Annotated in this window: 15 protein-coding genes and 1 tRNA gene; 7 read left to right on the forward strand and 9 right to left on the reverse strand. The window is 70.0% G+C overall.

Annotated elements, in window-relative coordinates:
* Positions 1-4: 4 nt before the first annotated feature.
* From U9J66_RS09745 to U9J66_RS09755, 3 genes are read right to left on the reverse strand one after another with little or no spacing between them, the layout of a single operon-like run.
* Positions 5-1,186: an STM4014 family protein gene (locus U9J66_RS09745; RefSeq protein ID WP_326337547.1), complete on the reverse strand. Its 1,182-nt coding sequence runs from the start codon at positions 1,184-1,186 to the stop codon at positions 5-7.
* Complete coding sequence (locus tag U9J66_RS09750; protein ID WP_326337548.1) at positions 1,183-2,151, reverse strand: STM4015 family protein; 969 nt, start codon at positions 2,149-2,151, stop codon at positions 1,183-1,185. Before U9J66_RS09750 ends, U9J66_RS09745 begins: the two co-directional genes overlap by 4 nt.
* Before the next feature lie 52 nt (positions 2,152-2,203).
* Positions 2,204-3,265, reverse strand: a complete 1,062-nt coding sequence (locus U9J66_RS09755) for an STM4015 family protein (protein ID WP_326337549.1) — start codon at positions 3,263-3,265, stop codon at positions 2,204-2,206.
* A gap of 176 nt (positions 3,266-3,441) precedes the next feature.
* Between U9J66_RS09755 and U9J66_RS09760 the strand changes: the two genes are divergently transcribed.
* From U9J66_RS09760 to U9J66_RS09770, 3 genes are all read left to right on the forward strand, one after another.
* Positions 3,442-4,233, forward strand: a complete 792-nt coding sequence (locus tag U9J66_RS09760; RefSeq protein WP_326337550.1) for a class I SAM-dependent methyltransferase — start codon at positions 3,442-3,444, stop codon at positions 4,231-4,233.
* Between the two features lie 138 nt (positions 4,234-4,371).
* The gene (locus tag U9J66_RS09765) at positions 4,372-5,610 is read left to right on the forward strand and encodes a phospholipase D-like domain-containing protein (protein ID WP_014911394.1); all 1,239 of its coding nucleotides are present in this window, start codon (positions 4,372-4,374) and stop codon (positions 5,608-5,610) included.
* Positions 5,611-5,697: 87 nt separating this feature from the next.
* Entirely contained in the window at positions 5,698-6,465 is a 768-nt protein-coding gene (locus U9J66_RS09770) for a class I SAM-dependent methyltransferase (protein WP_014912349.1), read from the forward strand.
* Here U9J66_RS09770 and U9J66_RS09775 read toward each other — a convergent pair.
* Entirely contained in the window at positions 6,462-6,683 is a 222-nt protein-coding gene (locus U9J66_RS09775; protein WP_014911157.1) for a hypothetical protein, read from the reverse strand. The genes U9J66_RS09770 and U9J66_RS09775 overlap by 4 nt on opposite strands.
* Positions 6,684-6,995: 312 nt before the next feature.
* Positions 6,996-7,068: transfer RNA gene (locus U9J66_RS09780), tRNA-Arg, on the reverse strand.
* Positions 7,069-7,490: 422 nt separating this feature from the next.
* Here U9J66_RS09780 and U9J66_RS09785 point away from each other — a divergent pair.
* Positions 7,491-8,600 carry a M15 family metallopeptidase gene (locus tag U9J66_RS09785; RefSeq protein ID WP_014908247.1) on the forward strand — a complete coding sequence of 370 codons (1,110 nt, stop codon included), beginning with the start codon at positions 7,491-7,493 and terminating at the stop codon, positions 8,598-8,600.
* Between the two features lie 68 nt (positions 8,601-8,668).
* Here the strand turns inward: U9J66_RS09785 and U9J66_RS09790 are convergent, their stop codons facing one another.
* The 4 genes from U9J66_RS09790 to U9J66_RS09805 all read right to left on the reverse strand — a co-directional run bounded on the left by U9J66_RS09790 (position 8,669) and on the right by U9J66_RS09805 (position 11,129).
* Entirely contained in the window at positions 8,669-9,082 is a 414-nt protein-coding gene (locus U9J66_RS09790; RefSeq protein ID WP_014911884.1) for an MscL family protein, read from the reverse strand.
* Positions 9,083-9,164: 82 nt separating this feature from the next.
* Entirely contained in the window at positions 9,165-9,812 is a 648-nt protein-coding gene (locus U9J66_RS09795) for an SAF domain-containing protein (RefSeq protein WP_326337551.1), read from the reverse strand.
* 136 nt (positions 9,813-9,948) lie between these two features.
* Complete coding sequence (locus tag U9J66_RS09800; protein ID WP_014910673.1) at positions 9,949-10,326, reverse strand: FmdB family zinc ribbon protein; 378 nt, start codon at positions 10,324-10,326, stop codon at positions 9,949-9,951.
* Between the two features lie 170 nt (positions 10,327-10,496).
* Positions 10,497-11,129, reverse strand: coding sequence for a 5-formyltetrahydrofolate cyclo-ligase (locus U9J66_RS09805; RefSeq protein ID WP_326337552.1), 633 nt, complete (start codon positions 11,127-11,129; stop codon positions 10,497-10,499).
* A 163-nt stretch (positions 11,130-11,292) separates the two neighbouring features.
* Between U9J66_RS09805 and galU the strand changes: the two genes are divergently transcribed.
* The 3 genes from galU to moaC all read left to right on the forward strand — a co-directional run bounded on the left by galU (position 11,293) and on the right by moaC (position 14,221).
* Positions 11,293-12,231: a UTP--glucose-1-phosphate uridylyltransferase GalU gene (gene galU, locus U9J66_RS09810; protein ID WP_017533296.1), complete on the forward strand. Its 939-nt coding sequence runs from the start codon at positions 11,293-11,295 to the stop codon at positions 12,229-12,231.
* Between the two features lie 125 nt (positions 12,232-12,356).
* Positions 12,357-13,577, forward strand: a complete 1,221-nt coding sequence (gene glp / locus U9J66_RS09815) for a molybdotransferase-like divisome protein Glp (protein WP_161110673.1) — start codon at positions 12,357-12,359, stop codon at positions 13,575-13,577.
* Positions 13,578-13,717: 140 nt separating this feature from the next.
* Entirely contained in the window at positions 13,718-14,221 is a 504-nt protein-coding gene (gene moaC, locus U9J66_RS09820) for a cyclic pyranopterin monophosphate synthase MoaC (RefSeq protein WP_026124763.1), read from the forward strand.
* Positions 14,222-14,225 lie beyond the last annotated feature (4 nt).

Raw genomic sequence — 14,225 nt, forward strand, 5'->3', positions numbered from 1 at the left:
GTGTTCAACGAGGTTCCAGTGTGGGTGAGGACGGATATCGGGATTCGGGGGACGGGGTTCGGCGGGGCGGTAGGGGGAAACGACCGGTCGCCAGGGCGTGCAGCTGTTCCGCGTGGGTGCTCCGCCCCTCGTGCAGGACCCCGGGGAGAAGGTCGCCGAAGGCGTTGACCTCGCAGATCGTGAACCGACGACGGTCGGGTGAGATCAACAGGTCCACCCCGGCGTGCAGAGTGGAATCGAAGACCGCGGCGGCCCGTTCGGCGACGGACATCGCCTCGCCCCAGGAACCGGGGCCCATGCTCGAGCGCAGCGCCTCCAGGTCCCCTCGGGCGTTGCCCAGGTGCAGGTTGGTCAACGGAGAACGGGACGAGCGCACCACCACGTGGGTGGCACGACCCGCCACGACCAGGACCCGGAGGTCCACCACGCGACCATCGAGGGAGGCCTTGGGCGACCAGCGTTCCACGTGCGGGCCCTCGGCGACCAGCGCGTCCACCACCGCCGCGACCTCGGCCTCGTCGGTGTAGGTGCGCAGGCGCAGGGAGTTGTACAGCTCAGCCCGACCGTTCTCGGAACGGCGCAGAGCGGCGGAGGTGACGGCCCTGACCCGGCCCCCCGAGGCCGTCGACAACGCGATCACCCCGGACGCGGACGAGCCGTGCGCCGGTTTGACGAACACCCGGGGCATCCGGTGCTCGGCCATGAGGGAGCGCAGGTGCCCGTAGCCGGTGATCGGTCCGGGCAGGGCCGGCGGCACCGGGATTCCCGCCGCCTCCAGCCGGGCGTGGCAGCGGCGCTTGTCGCACATGTCCACCAGGTCGGCCGGGTCCTGGAGCAGGTGGGCGTCGGGGGTGGACGCCACCACCGTGGACAGCCGTTCCAGGGCGCGCACGAACCCCCGGTGCTGCTCGGCCGCCCCCTCCACCCGGTAAAGGTCCGGATCGTGGGGGAGCCCGCGCAACAGCCGCGCGGTGGCGGTGTCCTCGCCGGCCGAGTCGACCCGCACCAGGGCGCCCTCGGGCAGGCGCACGGTCGCGGAGGGGTCGGCCAGCTCGTGCCAGGGGAGCACGATCGGCTCCGGTAGACCGATTCCCCGGGTCGCCTCGGCGAACAGGGCACGCCGCCGATTGCCCGGCACGCACACCACTACCAGGGGACGGTCGATCGACGGTAGGGGCACGGTCACTCGCCCACGGACGGGTAGTAGGTGAAGAGGTCGTCCTCGTCGCCGCGGACCTCCCGCCGATCGGAGAGGTCGACCCGTACCCCCGTCTCGGCGAACGCGGCGCGCACCCGCTCGGTCTCCTCCTCCGACAGGTAGTGGTGGTGCAGATCCAGGCTCTCCAGATGGGCCAGGAGCGGGACCGAGGCGATCAGGTGCTCGACGTCCTTCCCGCGCAGGGACCCCAGGGAGAGGTCCACGGAGGTGAGCCGGGCCAGGAGCGGCGACGCGGTCAGACGGCGCGCCCAGTCACCGGTGTCCTGCGCGTTGCGCAGGCCCAGGTGGCGCAGGTCGGGGAAGGCCTCGCCGGACAGGATCGGCGCCAGGTCCTCGGGAACGACGTCGTACCCGTAGTGCTCCACGCCCAGCCACAGCTCCAGCCGCTCCAACGGGAGCGGGGACGACGAGACGATCTCGCGCACGACCCGTCCGGGCAGACCACCGCTCTGCACGGTCAGGGAGCGCAGAGAGGGGTGCCCGGGGACGTGCAACGCCAGTACGTCGGGGTCGACGTAGGTGTCGCCCACCCCGCGGACGGTCAGTTCCTCCAAGGCCGGATAGGCGACCAGGAGCGGGGCCAGATCGGACTGCTGGAGCCACGAGATCTCGCTCAACTCGAAGGTGATGTCGCCGAGGAACAGGGAACGCAGCGCCGGGAACGCGGCGGCGTGCTCGACGAGGGCGTCGCGCGCACCGGCGGAGGAGAGATCCTTGCCGCCCTGAACCCCCCAGTCGCCGATCACCAGGGCGGTGACCTTCGATGTGTCCACCTCCTGGACGAACCGGTCCACCGTGCCGAGGAACCCCTCCTCGCCGTACATGGAATGCAGCCGCCAGACGACCGAGGACGGCGTGGGCCGGTCCTCCTCGTCCTCGAGGAAGTCGACCACGGGAAGTCCCGCGTACTCGGTGAGGCACTCGCCGATCATGGAGACTCCTTCGTCGGGGAGGGGAGAAGGGGACGGTCGGAACGCGGCGCGCTCACTCGCCCACGGCCGGGTAGTAGAGGTCCTCGCCGGAGAAATGGGAGGGCTCGCGCTCCTCGCTCAGATCGACCTCCACCCCGGAGGCGGTCAGCGCCTCGCGGAGCCGGTCGCGCGCCTCCTCCGAAAGGTAGTGGTGGTGCAGGTCGATCCGGCGCAGAGCGTGGAAGGCGGGGGTCTCCATCAGGATCCGTGCCCCCTCCTCCCGGAGGGTGCCCAAGGACAGGTCCAGGGTCTCCAGACGGGCCAGGATCGGGGCCGAGGCCAGAACCCGCACCCAGTCGTCGGTGTCCTCCGCGTTGCGCAGGCCCAGGTGGCGCAGGCCGGGGAAGGCCTCGCCGGACAGGAGCGGGGCCAGGTCCTCGGGGACGGCGTCGTAGCCGTAGTCCTCCAGCCCCAACCACAACTCCAGGTGCTCCAATCGAGGCAGGTCGGAGGAGCAGAGCTCCCGGCACATCCGCCCGCGCAGGCCGCCCGACTCGACGATGAGACGTCGCAGCCCCTCGTGACGGGGGACGTGCAGCCGCAGCACGGTGTCCTCGGTCGGCTCCTCGTCCGAAGCCCGGTACTGGGAATCGCCGGTACCGCGCGTGACCAGGGTGTCCAGTTCGGGATAGGCGGCCAGGAGCGGCGCCACGTCCGTGTGGTTCAGCCAGGACACCTCGCTCTCCTCGAAGGTCACGTCGCCGAGGAAGATCGAGCGCAGGTTCGGGAACGCGTCCCGGTGCCGGATCAGCAGGTCACGGGCCTCCAGGTAGCCGGGCTCGTCCTCCACCGAACCGGTCATGCCCACGACCAGGGCGGTGATGGGCGTGGTGTCCACCGCCTCGAGAAAACGCAGGAAACACGGACCGAACTCCTCCTCCGGTTCGTAGGACTCGACGCGCAGCCGCCAGGCCCACGCGGCCGGATCCTTCGCCGCCTCGATCCACCGGTCCCGGTGTTCCTCGTGGGTCAGACCGGAGTCACCTCGCGGCAGGGAGTACTCGTCGAGCCCTTCGGCGGGGAAGTCCACCACCGGCAGGCCGGCGAACTCGGTCAGGTTCTGGTTGATGGTCATGCGCTCTCCTGGGTGTGCCGCGGATGTTCCATGTCTAGCGCCTCGCGGGGACAAACCCGGCACACCGTGCCGTCGCTCCCACCACCTCCTTCTCCGAGGTCGTGGGAGCGGGAGAACCGCGCGGGGCCCCGGCGCTTCGACAGGACAACGCCGCCGCCCGGTGTGAGAGTTATGGCATGGCTACACACAGTGAACTGCGCGACTTCTGGGAGCATCGCCTCGAAGGGGACTGGACCGAGAGCGGGGTGGGCTACCGCGCTCTGGGCAGGCCCTTCAACAGCTGGATGTACAAGGTGCGCGAGGAGGTCTTCCTCCGCGAGATCGGCCGTCTCGGGCTCGGCGGGGCCAGTGTCCTGGACGTGGGCAGCGGCACCGGCTTCTACGTGGGGCTGTGGGACCGACTCGGTGCCGGCGAGGTGACCGGCTGCGACATGACCGACGCCGCCGTGGAACGCCTACGGGGACGTTTCCCCCGCCACCGCTTCGTCCGGCAGGACGCCTCGGAACTGGACGCCTTCGGTCGGGCCGACTTCGACGTCGCCTCCTGCATGGACGTGCTCTTCCACATCACCGACGACGACCGCTACGCCTCCGCCTTCGTCCAGCTCGGCCGGGTCGTGCGCCCGGGCGGCACCCTCATCATCTCGGAGAACTGCCTCCAACGCCCCGAACAGCGCGGCGAGCACCAGGTCAACCGGACTCTGGAGACGATCGCCGCGGTGGCGGACAAGGCCGGGTTCGACATCGTCCATCGCGTGCCGATGCTCATGTTGATGAACGCCCAAGTGGACGCCTCCCTGCCCTGGCGCAAGGTCTGGGGGGCCTTCCTGCGCGCGGTCACGCTCACCGGGCCGACCGGATGGCTGGCCGGAGCGGCGCTCTACCAGGTGGACCGACGGCTGGTCCGCGGGCGTACGGAGAGCCCCACCACCGAGCTGCTCGTCCTCGAGCGTCGCGAGGACGACTGACCTCGAAAGAGAGATCGGCGATACGGGCGATTCGCGGCCGGTGTCCTGCTGTGCGCAGGTATACGGTGGGACGGAACCTGTGTCGGGTCGCCGTCATGGGCGGTCCGCGGCGGACGTCCTGTTCCGGGAGGCGACCGTATGCTGAGACGCTCGACCGTCATGACCTGGGTCCGGCGAGGACTGCTGGGCCTGCTCGCCACCCAGGTCGCCGTGGTCGCCACCCTCATCGGGATCGATCACTGGCGCAAGAAGGTGCGCCCCCACCGGGCCGGTTTCCCCCGCACCGAACCCGCGTCGATACCGGTCGGCGACAACACCGCCACGGTCTACACCTACGGCACGGACCTCTTCGAGGACATGCTCGACGCCATTCGAGGGGCGAGGCGCCGCATCCTCTTCGAGTCCTACATCGTCAAGTCCGACGCCGTGGGCCAGGAGTTCAAGGCCGCCCTGATCGAGGCCGCCGAACGCGGTGTGGAGGTGTACGTCGTCTACGACGGCTTCGCCAACCTCGTGGTCCCCCGACGCTTCTTCGACTTCCCGCCCTCGGTGCGGGTCCTGCGCTACCCCGCCTTCCGCGTCGGCGTGCTGTTCCTGAACGTGCGCAAATCCGGCCGTGACCACCGCAAGATCCTCACCGTGGACGGTGAGGTGGGGTTCGTCGGAGGCTTCAACATCGGTTCCACTTACGCCATCGAATGGCGGGACACCCACCTCAAGGTGGCCGGGCCCGCGGTGTGGGAGTTGGAGAACGCCTTCATCGATTTCTGGAACACCAACAAGGGCGCCCGCGAACCCGAACTGGAGGGGCTCGGCCAGGCCGAGTGGGACTCCCGCATCCGGGTCCACCGCAACGTGCCCGAACTCCTCATCTATCCGATCCGGGCGATGTTCCTGGAGGCGGTGGATCGGGCCAAAACGCGGGTGATCTTCACCCAGGCCTACTTCATCCCCGATCGAGAGCTGGCCAAGGTCCTCATCGAGGCCGCCGAACGGGGGGTGGACGTCAACGTCCTCGTCCCGGAGAACTCCAACCACGTCGTCGCCGACTGGATGGCCCGGGGCCGCTACGCCGAGCTGCTCCGGGGCGGAGTGCGGCTGTGGCTCTACCAGAACGCCATGGTGCACGCCAAGACCGCCACCGTGGACGGCCGCTGGAGCACCATCGGCACCGCCAACGTCGATCGGCTCAGCCTGACCGGCAACTACGAGATCAACGTGGAGCTCTTCGACGAGGACGTCGCCGCGCACCTGGAGCGGGTCTTCACCACCGACCTCACCAACGCCCGGGAGCTGACCGAGGAGGAATGGCGGAGCCGCCCCTTCATGGCCAAGTTCAGCGAGATCGTCCTCATGCCCTGGCGCAACCTCCTCTGACCCCCGAGAACCGGAGGAAGAGGGCTAGGGTGGGTCCCCCGCGCCCCCCGTCGTCCCTGATCACACGACCCGACACGGAGTGCCCTCATGGCGTTCGACCTCGACTTCGACGACCCTTCGCTCAAAGCGGCGCTCACCCTGCACGAGGGACAGGAACGTCAGGGGCCGGGCTCGCGGGCCACCACCGAACTGCTCCTCTCCCTGGCCGCGCCCCTGCCGGAGCGGCCCCGCGTACTGGACCTGGGCAGCGGCACCGGCGCGGCGACCCTGATCCTGGCCGGGATCGAAGGGGCGCACGTGACCGCCGTGGACGTCTATCCGCCCTTCCTCGAACAGCTGAGGACGGCCGCGGAGGCCGCCGGGGTCGCCGACCGCGTCCACGCGCGACACGGATCGATGGACGCCCTGGACGACCTGCCCGACGGTTCCCTCGACCTGATCTGGAGTGAGGGCGCCGCCTACAACATCGGCTTCGGCTCGGCGCTGGCCTCCTGGCGTCGGCTGCTCTCCCCCGAGGGCGTCCTGGTGGTCACCGAATGCGGGTGGCTCACCGACGCCCCCTCGAAGGAGGCCCGAGCGTACTGGGACGCCGCCTACCCGCTGCGCGGCACCGGGGAGAACGTCGAGCAGGCCACCGCGGCGGGCTACACGGTGACCGCCACCTACCTGCTCCCCGACAGCGACTGGGTGGAGGCCTACTACGCACCGTTGGACGCGCGGGCCGCCATGATCGACCCGGAGGACCCGCACGCGGTCGCCGCCGCCGAGGACGTCCGCAGGGAGATCCGGCTGTACCGGGAGCACGGCCACGAATACGGCTACGTCGGATACGTGCTCCGCCCCCGCCGTTCCTAGCCCCTCTTCTTGGGCGGGGCCAGGTGGGGGAAGTCGCGCGGGAAGAACACGTCGGGCTTGGCGCGCCTGGGTCGGGGTCCGCCCCAGTGCTGGGGGCCCGGCTGGGGGTCCCTCGTGAGCGCCGACGCGATCGCCGAGGGCGACCCGCCCCTCTGCCGCCCCCGCGATCCGGGGGTCCGCCCCGTCTCCCGTTCGGTCCGGTCGTCCTCGCCCGCCATTCGCCCACTCCCCGTTCGACCATGGTCGCGACCCCTCCGACCTGGTCGGTCGGGTCTCCATGATCGACGTCCGAGGGCTCGAAGCGACGTTCCGACACGACGCGCCGGACGATCTCCTCTCCGAAGACCGCCCACCTCGTCCGCCCCGGCCCACCGGCAGCAGCTCTCCCGTGGGCGGAAAGGGACACAGGGAGAGGGGTGGGCGGGCGGGCGGGTTTGTGAGGAGTTGGCCGCCAGTAGGGTGAATTCTGGTGCGGGAAAACGACGAGGGCGCCACCTCCGAACGGAGATGACGCCCCACGGTTCTCACGGCGGCCCCGGCAGGATTCGAACCTGCGGCACCCGCTTTAGGAGAGCGGTGCTCTATCCCCTGAGCTACGGAGCCATGATGATCACCAGAGACGGAGGTTACCCCGTCTCGGGGTCAAGCCTAACCCAGGATGGGCGTGCATGGGGTGCCGATTGGTGTTCGGCGGGTGCCTTGGGGGCACGCTGTGTACGTGGCACAGTACGCTGACCTACGATCGGTTGTCCTGGTGACGGTGTGATGTTGTTCATGTCGCGTGTCGCGATTATGGCAGGTTGAGCGTTACGGTCACTGTGGGTTGATGGATGTGACAGGTGTTGTCGCTCTGACGACCAGGTCTTCCACGGAAGGCGGGCCGGGGTGCCGCCCATCGAGGCGGCCGACGGCCCCGAGAAGCCACCTTCAGCCAGATCTGTCCAGTGTGTCCGCATGTGGACATGTAGTACCTTGCCTTGCGGTCACGAGTAGGTGTTCGAGGAAAATGCAGCCGGAGGATCTTCGTGCCGTTCACTTCTGATTCGGCGCGGCGCAGGTCCCGCGCGCCGGGTACCGGGGCGTTGGGCGCCCTGGGGACGCTTCAGCGGGTCCGGATGACGCAGGCGCTCACACTCGTCCTGCTCACCGCTCTGCTGGTCGTCCCTCTGCCGGAGTCGGGCCTGGAGCCCGCATCCGCGCAGTCGAGCCTGGAGGAACTGCGTAACAACGCCGAGGAGGCGTCCAAGGAGCTGGAGAAGGCGACCGACGAGTACGTCGAGCGCCAAGAGGAGCTGGAGAAGGCCCAGGAGGAACTGGTCGACACCCTTCACGAGCTCCAGCGCATCGAGGTGGACCTCGGTGAGATGCGCGAACCGCTCGCCCAGTTGGCCAGCACCATGTACCAGCAGCCCGAGGCCGGGGTGCTCGGCATCCTCGCGGCGGGCGACCTCGACGAGGACCTTCAGACGCAGTCCTACGCGGCCAAGCTCTCCGAGGACAACCAGGCGCTCATCCAGGACGCCACCGACCTGCGCGAGGAGCAGATCGGCCTGGCCGGCGAAGCCCAGGACCTCCAGACCTTCACCCAGCTCGAACAGGCCGAGCTCGCCGCCAAGGTGGACGACCTGCGCGCCCAGTCCGAGGAGAGCACGAACGCGCTCACCGACGAACTGGAGTCGCGAGGGCTGGACCCGGACACCTTCATGGCCGCGGCCGACTGCGACCCCTCGGCCGCCTCCAAGGCGGACGGCTACCCCAACGGCCTGCTGCCGAAGGAGGCCCTGTGCGAGCTCTACGACGGGCATTCCCTTCGAGCGGACGCCGCCAAGGCCTTCCTCGAACTGAACATGGAGCACGTGGAGCAGTTCGGCGAGAACATCTGCATCACCAGCTCCTACCGTGACCTGCCCAACCAGCACCGTGTGTACGGCGAGGTGCCGCCCGGTTTCGCGGCGGTCCCGGGCACCAGTAACCACGGTCTGGGACAGGCGATCGACCTCGGGTGCGGCATCCAGAACTTCCGCTCCGACAAGTGGAACTGGATGGAGACCAACGGGGGCCGCTACGGCTGGATCCATCCGGCCTGGGCCAAGTCCAACCCGTTCGAACCCTGGCATTGGGAGTTCGAGGGTTAGCGTTACCGAGAACGCGTGAGGGCGGTCCCCGCGGGGACCGCCCTCACGCGTGTGCGGGGTACGTACATCTAGGCCGTGGTGGTGATCTCCGGGGTGACCTCGCCGGTGCAGGCGGGGCAGCGGCTGGCCTTCTTGTTGATCTCGGTGAAGCAGAGCGGGCACTCGCGGGTGCTGGCCTCCTCCGCCTTGATCAGCTTCTCCAACAGCTTGCTCGTGGGCAGGACCACGAAGAAGTACAGGATCGCCGCGGTGAGCAGGAAGGAGATCAGGGCGTCGATGAAGGCGCCGTAGAGGAAGCGGCTGCCGTTGATCTCGAAGTACAGGTCGCCGAAGGTGGGGACACCCCCGAAGATGCCGAGCAGCGGGGTGATGAACCCTTCGGTGAACGCGGTGATGAGACCGGAGAAAACGGCGCCGATGACGACCGCGACCGCCAACTGCACCAGGTTGCCCTGGAGCAGGAACTTCTTGAAGCCTTCCATGGAAGCTGCCCTACGTGATCGGGATTGTTCTGAGGCGTCCCGTTGGACGCCTGGGCCAGCTTTCACCACCTTTGGTCATCGGTCAACCGCGGATGGTGACGGACAGTCGTGAAGTGGTCGCGTGTCCGGCAAGGAGGCGTGCTTCGCCCGGGGTGGCGGCGATGAGAATGAGCGCCCCGCCCTCCCCACCGGCGCCCTCCTCGGGTATCGAGAGCACGGGACGGTCCTCGACCACCTCGGTCGCCGGCCCCGGGCGCGAGGACGGGCTCGAGAGGTCGTCGACCCCTCGGGCGGCCAGGACGTCCACCCGGCTGCCGGGGGAGAGCAGTGACACCGCCCCGGGGTCGGAGACCCGGACCGGGACGGCGACCAGGCCGGGACCGTAGGGGAGGGCCGGAGGGTCTCTCAGGCGGGCGTCGGTCAGTACCTCACCGGCCCGCACCGGGGCGTTGGGCGTCAGTCCGGCGGCCCGGCCTCCGGGCCGGAGCGAGCCCTCGGGGAGAAGACGGTCGGGCAGTTCCCGGGTGTCGAGGTCGGCCTCGGTCAGGGGAGCGGAGGCGTCCAGATCGTGGGCGGCGACCAGGACCTCGGTGACGGGCTCGGGAAGGGGACGGAGGACGAGCACGGCGCAGATCGCGGCGAGCGCGGTCAGCAGCGCCGCCACGAGGCGCCGATACCGCTCCAGGAGTCGGAGAAGGCCGCGACGGTGGCGGTAGGGGGTATCGGCCATACCTCCAACGCTAGACCGGCGAAGGGCGGTCGGGGCGGTTGTCCACAGGGTGGATCTCCGGCCGTCGGGTTCCCGGACACACGAAAGCGCCGCCGAGGGGTCTCGGCGGCGCGGCCACGGTCAACGGTGCGGTGGCTCAGCTACCGCTCGCGCCACCACTGCCGGCGGTGGCGGTGGTGGAACCGGTGCTCTTGGTGCTGTTCGAGGAGTCCTTGGCCGCCCCGGAGGCGCTTCCGGAATCGGTGGACCCGGTGGCGGCACCGGACTTGGCGGTGTCGCCGGAGCCGCTGTCCTTGCTCTCGGAGGAGCCGGTCAGCGCCGAGCTGTTCGTGGTGCTCTTGCCGCTGTCGGTGCGGTAGAAGCCCGAGCCCTTGAAGACGATCCCCACGGCCGAGTACACCTTGCGCAGGCGACCCTCGCACTCGGGGCAGACCGTCAGAGAGTCGTCGCTGAAGCTCTGCACGACCTCCATCTGGGCGTCACACTCGGTGCACGCGTACTGATACGTAGGCACTGTTCCAAGTCCTCCTTGCCGGCACTCACGCCCGTTGACTGCTAAATAGTACGCGTTCGCCGACCAGGGCCGCGACAGCCCCTCGTCGACGTCGCGGAACGGAGGAGGGGAGCCGCGTGCCCGACCCCGTCGGGACACGGACGAAGACGTCAACGTTCCAGGTGGTCGGCTTAATCCCCGGTCGCCGTGGCAAGGGCCGGAAGGAGAGGGGTGAAGCGGAGCAGCCCCGCGCCCGGGCTCACCACCGCGTCCATCGGGCGATCGTGCGGTTCGGTGGGCACGGACTCGACGAGGCCCTCGTCGTGGACCAGGGCGAGGGCCGGGGCGTCCGGTCTCTTGTACTCCAGGGCGCGGTCGTACCAGCCGGCGCCCCGTCCCAGACGCATGCCGCGTCGGTCCACCGCCAGGGCCGGACAGATCACCAGGTCGGCCAGGCCGAGCGCCTCGGTGCCGCGGCGGGGGCCGCCGGGTTCGAGCAGGCCGTGTCCGGCGGGGACGAGGCTCTCGGGCCCTTCGTAGTCGGCCCAGTCCATCGGACCGTCCGGTCGGAAGATCGGGAGCAGCACCCGTGATCCCTCCCTCCACAGGTCCTCCACCAGGCCTCGGGTGTCGGGTTCGCCGCCCACGGAGTAGTAGCAGGCGATGGTGCCGTCGAGGGGCGGAGCGGGCAGCCTCAACAGGACGGAGCGGATCGCGGCCCCCGTGCGAGCGCGCTCCTCGGGGCTCCGCGCCCGGCGTGCGGAGAGGAGACGTTCCCGCAGCGCGCGCTTGTCGGATCGGCTCCGATCGTTCGACTCACCCATGGGGCCAGTGTGACATCGTGCCGTCGGGGAGGGTGTTCGTCACCCCTTCGGTGAACCCAGGGTGGCGTTTTCGACGCCTTCACCCGAAAGGGCGGGGACTTCTCTCCGCCACGACCGGTGAGCCGCCGCGTGGACCTCGATATCTGCCCTAAAGTGCCTGTCCATGAGCGCCGACATCGACCGAACGCGACCCCTGTCCTCCGAGACCGTCACCAAGGCGGTCGTCCCGGCGGCCGGGCTGGGCACCCGCTTCCTGCCCGCGACCAAGGCCACCCCCAAGGAGATGCTGCCGATCGTGGACAAACCCGCGATCCAGTACGTGGTGGAGGAGGCGGTCGAATCGGGTCTTCACGACGTCCTCATGATCACCGGACGCAGTAAGCGTTCCATCGAGGACCACTTCGATCGGGCCTATGAGCTGGAGGAGGCCCTCGCGGCCAAGGGCGAGGAGGGCAAACTCCGCTCCGTCCGCGAGTCCAGCGACCTGGCCCAGGTCCACTACGTCCGCCAAGGGGAGCCTCGCGGGCTCGGGCACGCGGTCCTGTGCGCGGAGGCGCATGTGGGCGACAACCCCTTCGCGGTGCTCCTCGGCGACGACCTGATCGAGTCGGCGGACCTGCTGCGCCGCATGATCGAGGTCCGCCAGGAGCACGGCGGGAGCGTCGTCGCGCTCATGGAGGTGGAGCCCGAACAGGTCTCCCTCTACGGGTGCGCGGCGGTGGAGCCGACGGAGGAGGACGACGTCGTCACCGTCACCGATCTGGTCGAGAAGCCCTCCCAAGAGGAGGCTCCCAGCCGCTGGGCGATCATCGGCCGTTACATCTGCGACCCCGAGGTCTTCTCCGTCCTGCACCGCACCCCGCCCGGCCGCGGCGGCGAGATCCAGCTGACCGACGCCCTGTTGGAGCTGGCCCGCACCAAGCCCGAGGACGGGGGCGGTGTGCGAGGCGTCCTGTTGCGCGGGCGCCGCTACGACACGGGGAACAAGGCCGACTACATCCGCACGGTGGTGGACTTCGCCTGCCGCCGTCCCGACCTGGCCGAGGAGCTCCTGCCCTGGCTGCGCGAGTTCGTGGACCGTCAGGGTGAAGGGCGCGTCTGACCCGACCGACCGGGTGGGGGAGGGCCGGGTCCGGGCCCTCCCCGGCATGGATGGCCACAATGGGAGGGGAGCGTGTCCCGTGTGACGGAACGCTCCCAGTGAGTCTCACGACCCGGAAGGACCCCATGAAGAGCGTCGAACGGCACGTCTCCGATCTGCTGGAGCTGGTCTCCGTCCCCGAGGCGACGGAGCTCGACCTGCTCCGGGCCCACGGGACGGTGCTGGCCGAACCGGTGGTCTCCACCGTCTCCCTCCCGGGTTTCGACAACTCCTCGATGGACGGCTACGCGGTCCACTCCGCGGACCTGGACGCCGCCACCCCCACCTCTCCGGTCCGACTTCCGGTGGTGGCCGACATCCCGGCGGGCGACCCCTCTCCCGGGGCCATTCGCTCCGGCCTGTGCGCCCGGATCATGACCGGCGCCCCGATGCCCGAGGGCGCCGACGCCGTCGTCCCGGTCGAGTGGACCGACGGCGGGGCGGTCGAGGTCCTGATCGAACGTCCGACCGAGCCCGGGGCGTTCGTACGTCGCAGGGGCGAGGACGTGGAGGAGGGCGCGACGGTCCTGAGCGAGGGCGCCCTGGTCGGAGCGGGCGAGATGGGGGTGCTGGCCGCGGTGGGGCGTCGAACGGTCCCGGTCCGTCCCCGTCCCCGGGTGGTGGTGCTCTCGACCGGGGAGGAGCTGGTCGAACCGGGACACCCCCTCGGCCCGGGCCAGATCTACGAGTCGAACAGCTACATGATCGCGGCCGCGGCCAAGGAGGCCGGCTGTGAGGTGTACCGCCACGGCTTCGTCGGCGACGACCCGGAGAGCGTCCGGGACACGCTGGAGGGGCTGCTCGTCCGAGCCGACCTGGTCGTGACCACCGGTGGGGTCAGCATGGGCGCCTACGACGTGGTCAAGGAGGTGCTGAGCCGGCAGGGGACCGTCGAGTTCACCTCCGTGGCCGTGCAGCCCGGAAAACCACAGGGGTTCGGCGTCATCGGCCCGGACCGGACACCGATCATCACGCTCCCGGGCAACCCGGTCAGCGCCTTCGTCTCCTTCCACCTGTTCGTCCGTCCGGTGATCCAGAGGCTGCGCGGGCTCACCCCCGAACCTCTGCCGAGTGTGAGCGCCCGTCTGACGACCGACGTCACCTCGCCCAAGGGGCGCCGCTCCCACCTCCGGGCCGTGCTCGGCCCGGAGGGTGAGGGCGGACACACGGTCTCTCCGGCGGTCCGGCAGGGGTCGCACCAGCTCTCGGCCCTGGCCGACGCCGACGGTCTGCTGGTCGTCCCCGAGGAGACGACCGAACTCGCCGCCGGGGAGCTCGTCGAGGTCCTGCTCCTGCCCGGGCGCTGAGCCGGGGGAGGTCACGGGCTCCTGCGGGAAGTGGCGTCGCGAAGGAGTACGGTCGTCGTGGGGCGCGTCACCACGCGCCCGCCGCGGCCCGCCGTCCGGTGGGTCGTGCGCTTTGTACGCGAAGACGACGGGTGACCCCGATGACCGACACCCCGCAGCCCGAGGCGCATCCCTCGGGCCTCACGCACATCGACGAGTCCGGCGCCGCGCGCATGGTCGACGTCTCCGGCAAGCAGGTCGGAGCGCGCTCCGCCACGGCCACCGGGCGGGTCCTGCTCGCGGCCGAGGCCGTGGCCGCGCTGCGTGAGGGGGAGGTGCCCAAGGGGGACGCCCTCGCGGTCGCCCGCATCGCCGGGATCCAGGGGGCCAAGCGCACGCCCGACCTCGTTCCCCTGTGCCACCCGATCGCCGTGCACGGGGTCGACGTGGACCTGACGGTCGTGGACGAGGGGGTGGACATCACCGCCACGGTGCGCACCGCCGACCGTACGGGCGTGGAGATGGAGGCGCTCACCTGTGTGATGACGGCGGCGCTCGGACTGGTCGACATGGTCAAGGCGATCGATCCCGAGGCCGAGATCACCCGGGTCCGGGTCGAGGAGAAGGTCGGCGGCAAGAAGGGGCACTGGAGGCGTGGTGCCTGAACCG

The sequence above is a fragment of the Nocardiopsis sp. LDBS1602 genome, assembly GCF_035818715.1.
Taxonomy (GTDB): Bacteria; Actinomycetota; Actinomycetes; order Streptosporangiales; family Streptosporangiaceae; genus Nocardiopsis; species Nocardiopsis alba.